Consider the following 16,287-nt stretch of genomic DNA (forward strand, 5'->3'; position numbering starts at 1 on the left):
AACACCTTCGCCAGCACAATCTTCGGCCCTTTCATCTTCTTGATGATGATCCGCAGCCCTTCGACTTCCAGCACTTCTTCCTCTTCCGGTACCCGTTTCAGGGTTTCGTAGATCAGCCCGGCGAGGGTTTCCGCTTCGATGTGATCGAGGTCGATACCGAGCAGGCGTTCAACCTTGAACAACGGGGTGTCGCCACGCACCAGCAACTTGCCGGGCTGATAGGCAAGAATGCCGCGCTCAGCCTTGCGGTGTTCGTCCTGGATGTCGCCGACCAGCACTTCCAGCACGTCTTCCATGGTCAGGTAGCCGATGATGTTGCCGTCAGCCTCCTCGACCACGGCGAAGTGCGAGCCGCCCTTGCGGAACTGCTCCAGTAGCTGCGACAGCGGCATATGCCGCGACACGCGCTCCAGCGGACGGGTCAGCTCGGCCAGGTTGAACGACTCGGGAATATGGTCCAGTGCCGCCAGTTCCAGCAGCAGGTCCTTGATGTGCAGCAGGCCGACGAACTCCTGACGCTCGCTGTCGTACACCGGATAACGGCTGAACTTGTGGCGACGGAACATCGCCAGGATTTCTTTCAGCGGCGCGTTGAATTCCAGCGTGATCAGGTCTTCGCGGGAGTTGGCCCAGTCGACCACTTCCAGCTCGCCCATTTCCACCGCCGAAGCCAGTACGCGCATGCCCTGATCGCTCGGATCCTGGCCACGGCTGGAGTGCAGGATCAGTTTCAGTTCTTCGCGGCTGTAATGGTGTTCGTGGTGAGGGCCGGGTTCACCTTGGCCGGCGATACGCAGAATCGCGTTGGCGCTGGCGTTGAGCAGGTAAATCGCCGGGTACATTGCCCAGTAGAACAGGTACAGCGGCACCGCCGTCCACAGCGACAGCAGCTCGGGTTTGCGAATCGCCCACGATTTTGGGGCCAACTCGCCGACGACGATGTGCAGGTACGAAATGATGAAGAACGCAGTGAAGAACGACACACCTTTGACGATTTCCGGCGATTGCACGCCGACCGCGCTGAGCAACGGCTCGAGAATATGCGCGAACGCCGGCTCACCGACCCAGCCAAGGCCGAGCGAGGCCAGGGTGATACCCAACTGACACGCCGAGAGGTACGCATCGAGCTGACTGTGTACGGTGCGCAGGATGTGCCCGCGCCAGCCGTTTTTATCAGCGATGGCCTCGACCCGGGTCGAGCGCAGTTTGACCATGGCGAACTCTGCCGCAACGAAGAAGCCGTTGAGCAAAACCAGGATCAGAGCAAAAAGGATCATGCCGAAATCGGCGAATATTGTTGCGAGGGACAAGCCAGGGGAAGGGTCCATGATGGAGTTTTGCGGGTTCCGTGTGATTCGAAAGAAGTAATAGCCGCGCCTGAAAGGCAGGCACAAGTCAGCCAATGTAGCGGCTGACTGGGCGATTGCCTAGTGGCGCGTGCTGGCCGGTATCAGTCGGCGGCGTTGATGGTCAGGGATTTGCTGACCTGAGCCGGGGCGAAATGGCAGGTGAACGTGCTGCCGTGACCGGGCACGCTGCTGATCTCCATGCGCGCGCGATGGCGCAACAACACATGTTTGACGATGGCCAGGCCCAGGCCGGTGCCGCCGGTGTTGGAGTTGCGGCTGGAGTCGACGCGATAGAAGCGTTCGGTCAGGCGCGGCAGGTGTTTGCTGTCGATGCCGATCCCGGAATCCTGCACGCTCAGGTGCGCACCTTGTTCGTCGCCCCACCAGCGGACGCGGATGTTGCCCTCGGCCGGGGTGTACTTCACCGCGTTGAACACCAGGTTGGAAAACGCACTGCGCAATTCCGCCTCGCTGCCCTTGAGCAGCAGGCTGGCGTCGGCTTCGAGGGTGATGCGCTGGTTTTTCGAACCGGACAACTGCTGCGCATCGCTCTTGATCGATTGCAGCAATGTATCGACATGGATCGGCTGGTTGTCCGACGGGTAGTCGGTGGCTTCGAGCTTCGCCAGCAACAACAGATCATTGAGCAGCGTCTGCATGCGCCCGCCCTGTTGCTGCATTTGTTGCAGGGCTCGACTCCAGCGCGGGTTAACGTCTTCTACGTTGTCGAGCAGGGTTTCCAGATAACCGCAGATCACTGTCAGCGGGGTGCGCAGTTCGTGGGAAACGTTGGCGATGAAGTCTTTGCGCATTTGCTCAAGCTGATGAATGCGCGTGACGTCGCGCACCAACATCAAGTGTTCATTGTTGCCATAGCGGGTGAGATACAACTGAATGCGCACGCGATCATTGGTCGGCGAAGGGATTTCCAGCGGCTCGGCGTAACTTTCCTGCTCGAAGTATTCCTTGAAGCGCGGATGCCGTACCAGGTTGGTTACCGGTTGGCCGCTGTCTTGCGGGGTCTTGAGGCCGAGCAGGGTTTCGGCGGCGCGGTTCCACCATTCCAGGTTGCCGTCGCTGTCGAGCATGATCACCGCGTCTTTCAGCGCAGCGGTGGACTCCTGCACCCGGTCGATCACCGCTTGCAGGCGCCCACGCACGCGTTGGTCGCGGCGTTGCAGGTGGTAGATGCTGTCGAACACTTCGCCCCACAGGCCATAGCCGTCGGGCGGTGCTTCGTCGGGTTGGTGCTGGCGCAGCCACTCGTGCAGGCGCAGCAATTGCTTGAGCGTCCAGCCCAGATAAATACCCAGACCCGCCGCGAGGCTCCAGCCGTAATAGCCGGTGATCAGGCCGATCACCAGACACGCGGTGACCAGCAGCAGCATGTGGCGAATCAGGGTGCCATGCCAGTTTTGATTCACGGGGCGTCCTTAAACGCAGCTTCAAGTTTCAAGCCGCAAGCTGCAAGGCACAGCGGCTCGTTGTTTCTTGCCGCTTATAGCTAGAAGCGTGCAGCTGTTTTTTTACGCTTTGGTGGAAAACCGGTAACCGGTACCGCGCACGGTTTGTACCAGATTTTCATAGGCGTCGCCGAGGGCCTTGCGCAGACGGCGGATGTGCACGTCGACGGTGCGTTCTTCAACGTAGACGTTGCCGCCCCAGACCTGATCCAGCAACTGGCCACGGGTGTAGGCGCGCTCCTGGTGGGTCATGAAGAATTGCAGCAGCCGGTATTCGGTCGGGCCCATCTCGGCCGGTTTGCCGTCGATGGTCACACGGTGGCTGATCGGGTCGAGCAGCAAGCCACCGACTTCAATCGGCGCTTCGCCATCGGTCGGTCCGGCGCGGCGCAGCACAGCTTTGAGGCGGGCGACCAGTTCACGCGGGGAAAACGGTTTGGTGATGTAGTCGTCGGCGCCGACTTCCAGACCCTGGATCTTGTTGTCCTCTTCGCCCTTGGCGGTAAGCATGATGATCGGGATGTCCCCGGTCAGCTCGTCACGTTTGAGGCGGCGGGCCAACTCGATGCCGGAAGTGCCGGGCAGCATCCAGTCGAGCAGGATCAGGTCCGGCTTGCGGTCGACGATGATGGCGTGCGCCTGCTGCGAGTTCTCCGCCTCGAGGCAGTCATAGCCGGCCATTTCCAACGCAACGGCGATCATTTCGCGAATGGGCGCTTCGTCGTCGACGATCAGAATGCTCCTGCCAACCATGCCTTAATCCTCTTGTCATTTAACTGTCTTGCGCCGCATTAGATAACGGAATTATTGCAGTCGTGTGACAGTATTTTAGTCCGGCGGCGATTGTGCAAATCCTGAACTAAGCTCTAAGTCCGAATCCTGACAACCACAAAAGAAGGTTTCCATGAAGCACATCGCGCAATCCTGGAAGGCACTATTGGTTAGCGCAGCGCTATCGCTGCCGACAATGGCCTTCGCGGCAGACCCGGGCATGGTCAAGGACGGCATGTTGGTCGACCATAAGGGTATGACGTTGTACTCCTTCGATAACGACACGGGTGGCAAATCGGCCTGTACCGGTAAGTGCGCAGAAAACTGGCCGCCGCTCAAAGCGACCGAATCCGATAAGCCCGAAGGAAAATGGACCGTTATCAGCCGTGACGACGGCACGATGCAATGGGCCTTTGACGGCAAACCGCTGTACTACTTCGTTCAAGACAAGAAGCCAGGCGACATGACTGGCGACAAGAAAATGGACAAGTGGCACGTCCTTCAAGGGCCGAAGATGTAGGCCATCTTCCGTAAGAGCGAGTTTGCTCGCGAAAAACTTGAACGATGACCCGGTGTTTTAGCGGGTTCACGCGTCGATCTCGGGTTCATCGCGAGCAAGCTCGCTCCTGCAAGGGGCGTGTGTTCGTCAGCGCAACGCGTAATCCAGGACGATGCCTATAAAAATCGCCAACCCGGCCCAATGGTTGTGCAAAAACGCCTTGAAGCAGCGCATCCGGTCGCGATCGCGGGTGTACCAGAACTCCCACACATAACAACCGGCAGCCACCAGCAGACCGAGGTGGAACCACACCCCCAGCTCGAATTTCGCCCCGGCCAGCAACAGGCAACCCAGCGACAACGCCTGCAAGCTCAGAATGATCACCCGATCCGCCTCACCGAACAGGATCGCCGTGGATTTCACGCCGATCTTCAAGTCGTCATCGCGGTCGGTCATCGCGTAATAGGTGTCGTAACCCACCGTCCACAACAGATTGGCGATCCACAGCAGCCAGGCCGCCGCCGGCAGTTCGCCGGTCTCGGCGGTAAACGCCATCGGCATCCCCCAGGAAAACGCCGCGCCCAGCACCACTTGCGGGTAGTAGGTGTAGCGCTTCATGAACGGGTAAGTGAAGGCCAGCGCCAAACCGCCCAGCGATAGCCAGATCGTTGGCGCATTGGTGCACAGCACCAGCAGGAAACTCACGCCCATCAGCAGCGCGAAGAACACCAGCGCCTCTTTCGAACTGATCTTGCCGCTCGCCAGTGGTCGTTGTGCGGTGCGTTTGACGTGCCCGTCGACCTTGCGATCGGCCCAGTCGTTGATCACGCAACCACCGGCGCGGGTCAGTATCACGCCAAGGACGAAAATCACCACGTTGGCCAGCGACGGCGAGCCTTTGCCGGCAATCCACAGCGCCCACAACGTCGGCCACAGCAGCAGATAAATGCCGATCGGCTTGTCCATCCGGGTCAACTGAATGAAATCCCAGGCGCGCGGGTTCAAACGGTTCAGGGACTTGAGCAGGCTCTGATACATCAGCAATTCTCCGGATGGGCGCGGGCGGCGCTCCACAGGCTCGGCAAGAAGATTTCTGCAACCAGCACGCTCAGCGCGCCACGGTCGAACCGCGAACGGCGGCCCCACAGCTGCGGTGCTTTGGCGGCAGGCGGCAGCCATGCTTCAGGGTAGTGACACACTTCGATGGCGCGGCGTAGGAAGGCCTGATCGCAAAACAGCAGTTCGCCCAGCGAACGGCTGCCCAGTTCATCCATGTGCAAACCGTCGCCCTGCAAAGCGGCGCGTGAGGCCACGCTGCGGGCAAACACCCAGGCCTCGTCATGCCCGCGCAAATACACTTCGCGCACCCAGCCTTCGCTGCCTTCGGCCAGGTTCAAGGCCGCGCATTCGTCGGCGCGCAGGATGTCCCAGCCCTCGAATAACGGGGTCACGCTGAAGCCATCGTTGGACAGCCGCGTCAGTCGGCGGGTCAGCGAGCCTTCGTCGAACAACCAGTTCAGGGTCAACGAATCGGGGAGGGGCGTCAGTTGGCTTTGAGTCAGCCAGAGCGGGGCCGGGCAGGCATTTGAATGTTGCACAATGAGTCATTATTGGCCGCAAATGAGGCGGCGAGCTTACCATGGCGCGTTGCGATTTTGATTGATCCGGAGCGCCATTGCGCCGAACAGGCTTGCATCTGCCCGGCTCCATCAGTACAAAACGCCCTGAGCCGGATGGCAGCGCAACACCCATCGACCCTCCGCGCCGGTAATAAGCCTGAACCCTGAGGAAGTACCTGAATGAAAAAGTGGCAATGTGTGGTTTGCGGCCTGATCTACAACGAAGCCGATGGCTGGCCGGATGACGGCATCGCGCCGGGCACCCTGTGGCAGGACGTCCCCGAAGACTGGCTGTGCCCGGACTGCGGCGTCGGCAAGATGGACTTCGAAATGATCGAAATCAACTAAGACATTAGGGGAGTAGAGAATGAACGCACCTGTCGTGATCGTAGGCACCGGGCTGGCTGGCTACAACCTGGCCCGGGAGTTTCGCAAACTCGATGGCGAAACCCCGCTGCTGCTGATTACCGCAGATGACGGACGTTCCTACTCCAAGCCGATGCTCTCCACCGGCTTCGGCAAAAACAAGGACGCCGATGGCCTGAGCATGTCCGAGCCAGGCGCCATGGCCGAGCAGCTGAAGGCCGAGGTGCGCACCCATACGCGCATCAGCGGCATCGACCCGGGCCACAAGCGTCTGTGGATCGGCGAAGAGTCGGTGATGTACCGCGACCTGGTGCTGGCCTGGGGCGCAGAAACCGTGCGTGTACCCATCGAAGGGGATGCCGCAGACTGCGTGTTCCCGATCAATGACCTGGAAGATTACGCGCGCTTTCGTGCAGCCGCTGTCGGCAAGCGCCGGGTATTGCTGCTGGGCGCCGGGCTGATCGGCTGCGAATTTGCCAACGACCTGATGCTCGGTGGCTACGAGGTGCAACTGGTCGCCCCGTGCGAACAGGTCATGCCCACTTTGCTGCATCCCGCCGCCGCTGCTGCGGTTCAGGCCGGCCTGGAAAGCCTCGGTGCACGCTTCCATCTCGGCCCTGTGCTCAACCGCCTGCAACGCGTGACGGACGGGCTGGAAGCGCACCTGTCCGATGGACAGGTGATTCCCTGCGACCTGGTGGTCTCGGCCATCGGCTTGCGCCCGCGCATCGATCTGGCAGCGGCTGCCGGCGTGCAGGTCAATCGCGGCGTCGTCGTCGACCGGCACCTGAAGACGTCCCACGCCAATATCTACGCGCTGGGCGACTGTGCCGAGGTCGATGGGCTGAATCTGCTGTACGTGATGCCCCTCATGAGCTGTGCGCGAGCGCTGGCACAAACCCTGGCAGGAAACCCCACCGCCGTGAACTACGGTCCGATGCCGATCACCGTAAAAACTCCGGTGTGTCCGCTAGTGGTTTCGCCACCGCCACGGGGCAGCGAAGGCGTCTGGAGCGTCGAAGGGCAGGGTGGCGACATCAAAGCCCTGTGCCACAGCGCCGACGGTCAGTTGCTGGGTTACGCGCTGACGGGCGCGGCGGTCATGGAAAAACTTGCCCTGAACAAACAGCTTCCGGCCCTACTGGCGTAAATACCGGTCGTTCTGTCGGAATCACCCCGGTTTTGCCCCCACAAAGGTCGTAGTGAGACTGGCGCAGGCCTTGTCCGCGTGCCATTCTCACTCCCGTCTGCCGCAGAGTAGAGCCTGCGGCGCCTTGGGCGCTGTTCCAACGAGAACAGCACGGACATAACAACAAAAAACCGTCAAAGGGGCTTCACTAATGCGTAAACCAGAACTCGCCGCTGCAATCGCTGAAAAAGCAGATCTGACCAAAGAACAGGCCAACCGCGTACTCAACGCCGTTCTCGAAGAAATCACCGGCGCTCTGCACCGCAAGGACAGCGTCACGCTGGTGGGCTTCGGCACCTTCCTGCAACGCCATCGCGGTGCGCGCACCGGCAAAAACCCGCAAACCGGTGAGCCGGTGAAAATCAAGGCCAGCAACACTGTTGCGTTCAAGCCAGGCAAGTCGTTGAAGGACAGCGTTAATCCGTAATTGCGACGAACTCCTTGGGTGAACCGGGAGGGGCGTTGGAAAAAGGGCATGCCGATTAGATCGGGTGCCCTTTTTTATGGGGCGCGGGTGAGTGGTGTCGGGCATGACGGTCTGTAGTCCGGAGATCGGAAAAGCCCAAAGAGTTGTGGGGCTTAACATCAAAGGATCGCGGCCTTCGGCAGCTCCTACAGGGGGTTTTCATGGGTGACTTGGTAGTCATTGGCGTCAAAAATAGGGTCATCTTCCGCTAAAGTTACGCGATGGTGGCGTTCCTGGGTGAAGCCGCTACACTGCCCCCGCCGTTCATTTTCCTTTTGAGGCTGTGCGCATGAAATTTCGTTTTCTCCTGTGGATGCTGGGTCTGTTGATGGGTAAGGCCAGTCGGAAAAATCCTGCGTTCCAGCAGCAGTTGGGCGACAAGGATCTGGTCTTTCAGCTACAAACACTGGACGGAAAAGTGGCCCGGCACTTTCGCGTGAAGGATCAACGCATCACCAGCAAGGCCGGCGTGGTCGCGGAGCCGGCGTTTGCGATTGCCTTCAAAGATGCGGCGTATGGGTTTGCCACGATGCAGGCGAAGAACAAGCAATTGGCGTTCATGCAGGGGATTCAGGACAAGTCGATCCAGATCAAGGGCAACCCGGCGCTGGTGATGTGGTTTCAAGGGCTGACCAAGTATCTGAAACCGCGCAAGGCAAAGCCCAAGGCTTGAGACGCATTGATAGCTTGGGAGCGTTACAACACTTCAGACCGAGTTGAGCCCATCGCGGGCAAGCCTTGCTCCCACAGGATTGTGAATCACCCTGTGTGGGGGCAAAGCTTGCTCGCGATCGCTTTCAGGGCTGGCCGAATTGCGAAGCCAGTTCACGCAACAACACTTCCGCATCCAGCACTTTACTGGTCACATCATTGGCCTTCTCGCGGCTCAGGCCCAGGCGGTCCAGCAGGGCGTCGGGGATTTCCTCGACCGGACCTGAGCCGATGCCGCGGCTGCGCAGCAGGCGCACGGCCAGGCACACCAGGTTCGGGTACTCGGCGTAGACGCCGTCGTAGCTTGGGTCATGCTGGAAGCGCAGGGCGGTGGCCAGTTCGTCGGGCATGTCCCAGTAGCGCATCAGCCAGGCGCCGATTTGCTCGCGGGTGATGCCCAGCAGGTGTTGCTCGATGTAGCTATGGCACAGGTGCGGGTTGACCTCCAGGTGGCGGCAGATCAGCGAGAAGTGCGGCGGAAAGACGTGGGCCAGCAGCAGATAGCCGAAGTTGTGCAGCAGACCGGCGAGGTAGGTCAGGCCGGCTTCCGGGCGCTGCGCGCGCGGCATGGCGCGGGTCAGGCCCTCGATGACAGCGGCGGTGTAGATCGACTGCTGCCAGTACGGCGTGGTGTGTTGCGGGTGATCTTTGGGCAGGCTCAGCGTCTTGCCGAGGGCCAGGCCCAGCGCCAGATTGATCACCAGATCGAAGCCGAGCACGCGGACGATGGCGTCTTCCACCGAACGAATCTTGCCCGGCGAGGCGTAGTACGGCGACGCCGCCCAGCTCACCACTTGTGCGGCCAGCGCCGGGTCGGTTTCGACCACGCCGGTGATGTCGTCGATGGTGGCATTAGGGTCAACGCGCAGCTTGATGATTTTTTGCGCGGTTTCGGCCAGCGGCGGAATCTCAATGGTCGCTTCCAGGCGCTGCTGAATGCGTCGCGCGGTGAACGCTTGCACGGCCTGGGTGATTTCCTCGCGGTCATCGTCCGGGCGGTCGAGGTTGGGGCGAATGCTGCTCAGGGCTTCGCCGAAGTTGGCGGCGCTGGCCTTGGTCAGCATGGTCTTGAAGTCTTCGCTGGCGATTTCCAGCAGCAGGCCCGGCTCACCGGAGTTGATCAGCAGCTTCGGTTCGCGCAGCAGGCTTTCTTCGTACAGGCATGGCGCTGTAGTCAGCGCCGGCAGGCCCGGCAGCAGGCTCAGGCTATGTTTGCCGAGCATCTTTTCCAGACGCTCGGTGGACACCGCAGTCAAACGCCGGCCAGTCAATTCGGCGAGGCGATTGAGGTCGAGCAATTGGCTCTGTGGAAACAGCACCATCAGCGCGCCCACGGCGTCGTCGAGCAATACGGCTTGTACCTTGCGCGAGGCATTGAGGCCGTGATGGTCGAGCACTTCTTCGTAGGCGATACCCAGCTTGCCGAGCAACAGCCGAATTACCGACGGCGCGTGCAAGGGTTCGGGGGCGAGAGCTGCGTCAGTCATGGTGTGTATCCGTTTTTGAAACAATGGCAGGAGTATAACCAGCTCTGTCGGAACGAGCTGTCAGAAACTGCGACGGTGCTCACACTTGGCCGTATTGCTGCCCATGACGCAACCAGCGATCCAGCAACGGGCTGACGTGATCCGGCCACCGCTCAAGCAGCGCTTGCGCGGCGTCGCGTACGGCGGGCAACAAGTCGGCATCGCGCATCAGGTCGGCGACTTTGAATTGCAGCAGGCCGGTCTGGCGGGTGCCGAGCATTTCGCCGGGGCCGCGTAGCTCAAGGTCTTTTTCGGCGATGACAAAGCCGTCGTTGGTTTCGCGCATGATGCCCAGGCGCTGGCGGCCGATCTGCGACAGCGGCGGGTGATACAGCAGCACGCAGTGGCTGGCGGCGCTGCCCCGGCCGACTCGACCGCGCAACTGATGAAGTTGCGCGAGACCCAGGCGCTCGGGGTTTTCAATGATCATCAGGCTGGCGTTCGGTACGTCGACGCCCACTTCAATGACCGTGGTCGCCACCAGCAACTGCAGGTTGCCGGCCTTGAATTCGGCCATGACTGCGGCTTTTTCCACAGGCTTCATGCGCCCGTGAATCAACCCGACCTTGAGCTCGCCGAGGGCGGCGGTGAGGTCTTCGTAGGTAGTTTCGGCGGCCTGGCAGGTCAGCTCTTCCGATTCTTCGATCAGCGTGCAGACCCAGTAGGCCTGCCGACCTTCGGCGCAGGCCCCACGAACCCGCTCAATCACCTCCACGCGCCGGGTGTCAGTGATCAACACAGTGTTTACCGGGGTGCGCCCGGGAGGCAGTTCGTCGAGGACCGACGTATCGAGGTCGGCGTAGGCGCTCATGGCCAAGGTGCGCGGGATCGGCGTGGCGGTCATGATCAACTGGTGTGGGCACATGCGCCCGCCGACGCCTTTTTGCCGCAGTGCCAGGCGTTGCTGCACGCCGAATCGATGCTGTTCGTCGATGATCACCAGTGCCAGGTTCTTGAACTGCACTTCGTCCTGGAACAGTGCGTGGGTGCCCACCACCATCGGGGTGCCGCTGGCGATCTGCTCCAGCGCAGCCACGCGGTTTTTGCCCTTGAGCTTGCCGGCCAGCCACGCCACTTCAATGCCCAGCGGTTCGAGCCAGCGCTTGAAGGTGATGAAGTGTTGTTCGGCGAGAATCTCGGTCGGCGCCATCAGCGCGACCTGATAGCCAGCCTCCAGGGCTTGCAGCGCGGCGAGGGCGGCGACCACGGTTTTACCGGCGCCCACGTCGCCCTGAATCAGCCGCAGCATGGGTTCATGCTGGCTGAGGTCGTAGGCGATTTCGTTGCCAACTCGTTGCTGGGCCCCGGTCGGCGCGAAGCCGAGATTGGCCAGGTACCTGGCCGGCAGTTTTGTCGCCTTGGGCATCGCCGGTGCTCGCAGCGAGCGCATGCTTTCGCGCAGGCGCTGCTGGGACAGTTGATGGGTCAGCAATTCTTCGAAGGCCAGCCGGTGCTGGGCCCAGTGATGCCCTAGCGCGAGTTCGTCGACATCGGCATCGGCGGGCGGGTGATGCAGGTAGCGGATTGCATCGGCCAGCGGGGCGAGTTGATAGTCCCGGGCCAGTTCGGTCGGCAGCCAGTCGGGCAGGCTGCTGGGTCCCAGCATCGTCAGCGTTTGCATGCACAACTGGCGCAGGCGCGCTTGGGTCAGGCCTTCGGTGAGCGGGTAAACCGGCGTCAGGGTTTCATCCACTGGCGGCGGCTCGTCGCCGGTGATGGCGCGATATTCCGGGTGGTAGATTTCCAGTCCTGACGCGCCGGGCCGCGCTTCGCCGTAGCAGCGAATCCGCGTGCCGCGCTTGAGGCCTTCTTTTTGCGCGTTGCTGAAATGGTAGAAGCGCAGGCTGAGGCCGCCGGTGCCGTCCTGCAAACGCACGACGAGGCTGCGACGACGGCCCATGACCACGTCGGCGCCGCTGACGGTGCCTTCGACCACGGCATCCTGTCCCGGTCGCAAATGGCCGATCGGCACCACGCGGGTGCGATCCTGATAACGCAGCGGCAGGTGAAACAGCACGTCCTGGAGGTTCTCCAGACCGACCTTGGCCAATTTCTCGGCCATGGCTTCACCGACACCCTTGAGTGCCGTCACCGACACTTGCGACAGCTCAGTCATGGCAGCGGCTTAGCCGGCAACGACCGGCGCTGGCGGCTTGGCCACCGAACACAGGCGAATGGAGTCGGCGAGGATCTCGATGGCTTTCGGCCGTGGAAAGCTGGCGCGCCAGGCGATGGCTACCGTGCGGAAAGGCACCGGCGGCGACAATGGGCGCACTTCGATCACGCCCGGGGCGTAGTGATGGCTGTCGACGGCCGACAGCGGCAGGATCGAAATACCCAGCCCCGACGCGACCATGTGGCGAATGGTTTCCAGCGAGCTGGATTCGACCGTGGTGTGCTTGGCGCCGTCGTTGCCTTTGGTCAGGGTCGGGCAGGCTTCCAGCACCTGATCGCGGAAGCAGTGACCTTCGCCGAGCAGCAGCAGGCTCTTGTCGTTGAGCAGGCCGGCGTCGATGGTTTCCTTTTGCGTCCACGGGTGCTGAGCCGGCATCAAGACGTAGAACGGCTCGTCGTAGAGTTGCAGGGTCAGCACGTCGGCTTCGTTGAACGGCAGGGCGATGATGATCGCGTCGAGCTCGCCGTTGCGCAGTTTGTCGCGCAGCACGTGGGTAAAGTTTTCTTCGATGTACAACGGCATCTGCGGGGCGACCCGGTGCAGTTGTGGAATCAGGTGCGGGAACAGGTACGGGCCGACCGTGTAGATCGCGCCGACTTTCAGCGGCGCGGTCAGCTGGTTCTTGCCGGCCTGGGCCAGTTCGCGGATGCCCTGAGCCTGCTCCAGCACTTTCTGCGCCTGGGCGACGATACCTTCGCCAACCGGAGTCAGGCGCACGGCGCTCTTGCTGCGCTCGAAAATCAGCACACCGAGTTCGTCTTCAAGCTTTTTCACGCCCACCGACAGGGTCGGCTGGCTGACGTGGCAACGCTCGGCGGCGTGGCCGAAATGCTGCTCTTGGGCGAGGGTAACGATGTAGCGTAATTCTGTGAGAGTCATAGCAAGCGTCCATGAAGATGCGGGCCAAGCATACCGGCTGCAATCGATAGACGCACGTTATGTAGGAGCGAGCTTGCTCGCGAAAAACCTGAGACCGCTGCGGGGTGTCAGTCTTCAAGCGTTATCGTTCGATTCCTTCGCGAGCAAGCTCGCTCCTACAGGGTTTCAGGGTTGCTTAGCGGCGACCCTTTTCCAGCGAGTAGACGAAAGGCGCATAGAGTTCAATCGGGCCGTTTTTCAACATGTCGGCCGGTGGCTTGGGCAGCGGTTGCGCGCGGCGGATCATTTCCAGGGTAGCCCGGTCCAGATCGGCATTGCCGGAGCGGCCCACCAGTTCGAACGACAACACATTACCTTCAGCATCGACCACGAAGCGCAGACGGTTCAAGCCTTCTTTGCCCCGTGCCTGAGCACTGGCCGGGTACTTTTTGTACTTGGCCAAATGCGCGAGCAGAGTGCCTTGCCAACTGGCTTTGGCAGCCATCTGGGCAGGCGACGGGCCTGGCGCAGGCTGGGCGGATTTCTCCGTCGGTGCCTGAGTCGGTTGGGTGTCGGCCGGTTTCTCCTCGGAAGGTTTCTCCTTCGGCGGATCAGGCTGCTTCTTCTCGACAGGCTTCGGCGGTTTAGGCTTTGGCTTCGGTTTTGGTTTGGGCACCGCAATTTCAGCTTTCGGTGCTTCGGCCAGTTTCGGGATCGGCAACTCTTCAACCGGAGCCGGTGGCTGCGGCGGTGTGACGACTTTCGGCGGAGCAGGCGGTGGCGGGGCCGGTACTGGGGCCAGCTCGACCATCATTGCCTGCGGTGGCAATTCGATGGGCGGGCGAGCGGTCCAGTTCAGTGCCAGCGCGATGGCCAGCGCGTGCACGCCCAGCACCACGGCCAGGCTCCCGCTGTAACGCGTCAGCTTATGGCGCGTCGTGATCATTTTTTGGCTGCCGTCTCAAGACCCACCAGACCGACCTTCAGGTAACCGGCGGCGCGCAGTTTATCCATCACGCTCATCAGGTCGCCGTAATCCACGCCCTTGTCGGCCTGGAAGAAGATGGTGGTGTCTTTCTTGCCCTGAGTCTTGGCGTCGAGGAAGGCGCCGAGGGTTTCCGGCTTCACTTCGTCTTCGCCGATGTACAGGCGTTGATCAGCCTTGACGCTGAGGAACACCGGTTTCTCTGGCCGCGGCGCCGGTTTGGCGGTCGAGGCAGGCAGGTCGACTTTGATGTCCACGGTGGCCAATGGAGCCGCCACCATGAAGATGATCAACAGCACCAACATCACGTCGATGAACGGAGTGACGTTGATTTCGTGGTTCTCGGCCAGATCGTCGTCTGCGCCTTCTTTCAAATGCAAGCCCATGGCTGATTACCCCACTTTGACCATGTGCGGCTGCGAGCTGCGCTCAGGCTGGTGGTCCAGATCACGGCTGACCAGCAGCAGCACTTCGGCCGATGCATCGGAAACCTGTGCCTTGTAACCGGCGATGGAGCGGGCGAACACGTTGTAGATCACCACGGCTGGAATCGCAGCAACCAGACCCAGTGCGGTGGCCAGCAGCGCTTCAGCGATACCCGGTGCTACCACGGCAAGGTTGGTGGTCTGGGTTTTGGCGATACCGATGAAGGAGTTCATGATGCCCCACACGGTACCGAACAGACCGACGAACGGTGCGGTGGACCCGATGGTGGCAAGTACGCCGGTGCCGCTGCTCATGTTGCGACCGCAAGCTGCCACGAGGCGTTCGAGACGGAAGCTCACGCGTTCCTTGATGCCTTCCTTCTCGCGGCTGTTGACCGACAGGCGCATCTCTTCGAGCGCGTCGTGCACCAGCAGGTTGGCGAGAGTGCCTTCCTTGCCCGCCGTCGCGCTGGCCTCTTTAAGGGTGGTGGCTTTCTTCAGGGCGGCGATTTCGCCACGCAGACGACGCTTGGCACCCATCAGCTCGAAGCCTTTGGCGATCCAGATGGTCCAGGTGATGATGGAAGCGATGGCCAGACCGATCATCACGATTTTCACGATGATGTCGGCGTTCTGGTACATGCCCCAAGGCGACAGGTCGTGGGCCATGCCCAGGCTGTTGTCGGCTTCGAGAACTTCCGGCACGTCAGCAGCATCTACAGCTTGTACCGGATCGGTAGCGGCCGGGGCGGCTGGTGCGGCAGCAGGCACGCTCTGCTCAGTGGCTGTTGGTGTCGCGGGCGCTTGTGCATCGGCGAAAGCGGCAGTCGGTGCCAGCATCAGGCTGAGCAGCAGAGCTGCCACCGCGCTCCAGGCGCGAGGTCGAGTGGTTGGCGAAGCGGGGATTTGATTACGTGTCATGCTGGCCGGACCTGAGATAGAAAAACGTTGATGCTCTTCCAGGCCTCGTAAGGCCGAGAACAAAAGTGGCAGGCATTATTGCAAGTAATTCTTGTTAACAAAAGTAATAGAGTATCTTTTTTTCCTTGATTGCTAGCCGCTCGTCCTTCGCCGGCGCTAGTCTATGCCTTTGCGATGGGAGTTTTTTGATGTCTGCGCCTTCTGTTTTGATTGCCGGTTGCGGCGATGTGGGTAGCCGCCTGGCCACGCAATTGCTGGCTCGCGGCTGGGAAGTTCACGGTCTGCGCCGGGATGTTTCTCGTTTGCCTGAGGGCGTGATTGGCGTGGCCGGTGACTTGTTTAATGAAGACTGCCCGGCGACCTGGCCGATTGGTGCGGTGGATTACCTGGTGTATTGCGCCGCAGCCACCGATCACGATGAGGCGGGCTACCGCGCTGCTTACGTGCAGGGTTTGCAGAATGTACTGAGCTGGCTGGACGACTATGGGCAGGTGCCGGATCGACTGCTGTTTGTTTCCAGTAGCAGTGTTTATGGCCAGCAGGACGGGGGCTGGGTCGATGAAACGTCACCCACCGTAGCTGGCGGTTATTCCGGCCGGCTGATGCTGGAGGCGGAGCAAGTAGCGCTCCAGAGCGGCATTCCCGCGAGTGTCGTGCGCCTGACCGGTATTTATGGTCCGGGCCGTGAGTGGCTGCTGACCCAGGTTCGTCGCGGCTATCGCGTAGCGATCGACCCGCCGTTGTATGGCAACCGGATCCACGCCGACGATGCGGCGGGGTTGCTGGCGTTTCTGCTGGAACAGGATCAGCAGGGTGTGGGCCTCGATGACATCTATATCGGTGTCGATGACTCACCGGCGCCGCTTGCCGAGGTGGTGGGCTGGTTGCGCGAGTATCTGGGTGTGACCGAATGGGCCGAGGACGCGAGCGTGCGTCGGGCGGGGAGCAAGCGGTGCAGTAATG

Annotated in this window: 17 protein-coding genes; 6 read left to right on the forward strand and 11 right to left on the reverse strand. The window is 61.2% G+C overall.

The window, feature by feature from the left end:
- The 3 genes from JFT80_RS21760 to phoB form a co-directional block, all read right to left on the reverse strand.
- A partial coding sequence (locus JFT80_RS21760; protein WP_201149337.1) for a hemolysin family protein occupies positions 1–1,328 on the reverse strand: 1,328 nt, incomplete at its 3' end.
- A gap of 122 nt (positions 1,329–1,450) precedes the next feature.
- Entirely contained in the window at positions 1,451–2,737 is a 1,287-nt protein-coding gene (gene phoR / locus JFT80_RS21765) for a phosphate regulon sensor histidine kinase PhoR (RefSeq protein WP_207187863.1), read from the reverse strand.
- Positions 2,738–2,875: 138 nt separating this feature from the next.
- On the reverse strand, positions 2,876–3,565 hold the full coding sequence (gene phoB, locus JFT80_RS21770) for a phosphate regulon transcriptional regulator PhoB (RefSeq protein WP_007896474.1): 690 nt from the start codon (positions 3,563–3,565) through the stop codon (positions 2,876–2,878).
- Positions 3,566–3,716: 151 nt separating this feature from the next.
- Here phoB and JFT80_RS21775 point away from each other — a divergent pair, with 151 nt between their 5' ends.
- Positions 3,717–4,103 (forward strand): hypothetical protein, encoded by a 387-nt coding sequence (locus tag JFT80_RS21775; protein WP_201149341.1) that lies wholly within the window; start codon positions 3,717–3,719, stop codon positions 4,101–4,103.
- 126 nt (positions 4,104–4,229) lie between these two features.
- Here JFT80_RS21775 and ubiA read toward each other — a convergent pair whose 3' ends face one another.
- Together ubiA and JFT80_RS21785 are read right to left on the reverse strand one after the other, a co-directional pair.
- Positions 4,230–5,120, reverse strand: a complete 891-nt coding sequence (gene ubiA / locus JFT80_RS21780) for a 4-hydroxybenzoate octaprenyltransferase (RefSeq protein WP_201149343.1) — start codon at positions 5,118–5,120, stop codon at positions 4,230–4,232.
- Positions 5,120–5,680, reverse strand: coding sequence for a chorismate lyase (locus JFT80_RS21785; protein WP_201149345.1), 561 nt, complete (start codon positions 5,678–5,680; stop codon positions 5,120–5,122). Before JFT80_RS21785 ends, ubiA begins: the two co-directional genes overlap by 1 nt.
- Positions 5,681–5,881: 201 nt before the next feature.
- Here JFT80_RS21785 and JFT80_RS21790 point away from each other — a divergent pair, with 201 nt between their 5' ends.
- The 4 genes from JFT80_RS21790 to JFT80_RS21805 all read left to right on the forward strand — a co-directional run bounded on the left by JFT80_RS21790 (position 5,882) and on the right by JFT80_RS21805 (position 8,395).
- Positions 5,882–6,049 carry a rubredoxin gene (locus JFT80_RS21790; protein WP_007954349.1) on the forward strand — a complete coding sequence of 56 codons (168 nt, stop codon included), beginning with the start codon at positions 5,882–5,884 and terminating at the stop codon, positions 6,047–6,049.
- A gap of 19 nt (positions 6,050–6,068) precedes the next feature.
- Positions 6,069–7,217, forward strand: coding sequence for an NAD(P)/FAD-dependent oxidoreductase (locus JFT80_RS21795; RefSeq protein ID WP_201149346.1), 1,149 nt, complete (start codon positions 6,069–6,071; stop codon positions 7,215–7,217).
- A gap of 190 nt (positions 7,218–7,407) precedes the next feature.
- Positions 7,408–7,683 (forward strand): HU family DNA-binding protein, encoded by a 276-nt coding sequence (locus tag JFT80_RS21800; protein WP_003213368.1) that lies wholly within the window; start codon positions 7,408–7,410, stop codon positions 7,681–7,683.
- Between the two features lie 328 nt (positions 7,684–8,011).
- A complete protein-coding gene (locus JFT80_RS21805) occupies positions 8,012–8,395 on the forward strand; it encodes an SCP2 sterol-binding domain-containing protein (protein ID WP_201149348.1) in 384 nt (127 codons plus the stop codon).
- 124 nt (positions 8,396–8,519) lie between these two features.
- Here the strand turns inward: JFT80_RS21805 and JFT80_RS21810 are convergent, their stop codons facing one another.
- The 6 genes from JFT80_RS21810 to exbB all read right to left on the reverse strand — a co-directional run bounded on the left by JFT80_RS21810 (position 8,520) and on the right by exbB (position 15,324).
- Entirely contained in the window at positions 8,520–9,920 is a 1,401-nt protein-coding gene (locus JFT80_RS21810) for an aminoacyl-tRNA deacylase and HDOD domain-containing protein (protein ID WP_201149350.1), read from the reverse strand.
- A 79-nt stretch (positions 9,921–9,999) separates the two neighbouring features.
- Positions 10,000–12,075 carry an ATP-dependent DNA helicase RecG gene (gene recG / locus JFT80_RS21815; protein WP_201149352.1) on the reverse strand — a complete coding sequence of 692 codons (2,076 nt, stop codon included), beginning with the start codon at positions 12,073–12,075 and terminating at the stop codon, positions 10,000–10,002.
- Between the two features lie 9 nt (positions 12,076–12,084).
- A complete protein-coding gene (locus JFT80_RS21820; RefSeq protein ID WP_201149354.1) occupies positions 12,085–13,014 on the reverse strand; it encodes a hydrogen peroxide-inducible genes activator in 930 nt (309 codons plus the stop codon).
- A gap of 175 nt (positions 13,015–13,189) precedes the next feature.
- Positions 13,190–13,939, reverse strand: coding sequence for an energy transducer TonB (locus JFT80_RS21825; protein WP_201149355.1), 750 nt, complete (start codon positions 13,937–13,939; stop codon positions 13,190–13,192).
- Positions 13,936–14,364 (reverse strand): TonB system transport protein ExbD, encoded by a 429-nt coding sequence (gene exbD, locus JFT80_RS21830; protein ID WP_201149356.1) that lies wholly within the window; start codon positions 14,362–14,364, stop codon positions 13,936–13,938. Before exbD ends, JFT80_RS21825 begins: the two co-directional genes overlap by 4 nt.
- A gap of 6 nt (positions 14,365–14,370) precedes the next feature.
- Positions 14,371–15,324, reverse strand: a complete 954-nt coding sequence (gene exbB / locus JFT80_RS21835; protein WP_201149357.1) for a tonB-system energizer ExbB — start codon at positions 15,322–15,324, stop codon at positions 14,371–14,373.
- Between the two features lie 188 nt (positions 15,325–15,512).
- Here exbB and JFT80_RS21840 point away from each other — a divergent pair.
- The coding region (locus tag JFT80_RS21840) for an NAD-dependent epimerase/dehydratase family protein (RefSeq protein WP_201149358.1) at positions 15,513–16,287 on the forward strand (775 nt) is incomplete at its 3' end.

The organism is Pseudomonas sp. TH10 (assembly GCF_016651255.1).
GTDB lineage: Bacteria > Pseudomonadota > Gammaproteobacteria > Pseudomonadales > Pseudomonadaceae > Aquipseudomonas.

What these genes read in the sequence shown, in the direction of transcription:
- phoR (WP_207187863.1), bottom strand. Translation starts at nt 2,737, where the DNA reads ATGCTGCTGCTGGTCACCGCGTGTCTGGTGATCGGCCTGATCACCGGC.
- phoB (WP_007896474.1), bottom strand. Translation starts at nt 3,565, where the DNA reads ATGGTTGGCAGGAGCATTCTGATCGTCGACGACGAAGCGCCCATTCGC.
- JFT80_RS21775 (WP_201149341.1), top strand. Translation starts at nt 3,717, where the DNA reads ATGAAGCACATCGCGCAATCCTGGAAGGCACTATTGGTTAGCGCAGCG.
- ubiA (WP_201149343.1), bottom strand. Translation starts at nt 5,120, where the DNA reads ATGTATCAGAGCCTGCTCAAGTCCCTGAACCGTTTGAACCCGCGCGCC.
- JFT80_RS21790 (WP_007954349.1), top strand. Translation starts at nt 5,882, where the DNA reads ATGAAAAAGTGGCAATGTGTGGTTTGCGGCCTGATCTACAACGAAGCC.
- JFT80_RS21795 (WP_201149346.1), top strand. Translation starts at nt 6,069, where the DNA reads ATGAACGCACCTGTCGTGATCGTAGGCACCGGGCTGGCTGGCTACAAC.
- JFT80_RS21800 (WP_003213368.1), top strand. Translation starts at nt 7,408, where the DNA reads ATGCGTAAACCAGAACTCGCCGCTGCAATCGCTGAAAAAGCAGATCTG.
- JFT80_RS21805 (WP_201149348.1), top strand. Translation starts at nt 8,012, where the DNA reads ATGAAATTTCGTTTTCTCCTGTGGATGCTGGGTCTGTTGATGGGTAAG.
- JFT80_RS21810 (WP_201149350.1), bottom strand. Translation starts at nt 9,920, where the DNA reads ATGACTGACGCAGCTCTCGCCCCCGAACCCTTGCACGCGCCGTCGGTA.
- recG (WP_201149352.1), bottom strand. Translation starts at nt 12,075, where the DNA reads ATGACTGAGCTGTCGCAAGTGTCGGTGACGGCACTCAAGGGTGTCGGT.
- JFT80_RS21820 (WP_201149354.1), bottom strand. Translation starts at nt 13,014, where the DNA reads ATGACTCTCACAGAATTACGCTACATCGTTACCCTCGCCCAAGAGCAG.
- JFT80_RS21825 (WP_201149355.1), bottom strand. Translation starts at nt 13,939, where the DNA reads ATGATCACGACGCGCCATAAGCTGACGCGTTACAGCGGGAGCCTGGCC.
- exbD (WP_201149356.1), bottom strand. Translation starts at nt 14,364, where the DNA reads ATGGGCTTGCATTTGAAAGAAGGCGCAGACGACGATCTGGCCGAGAAC.
- exbB (WP_201149357.1), bottom strand. Translation starts at nt 15,324, where the DNA reads ATGACACGTAATCAAATCCCCGCTTCGCCAACCACTCGACCTCGCGCC.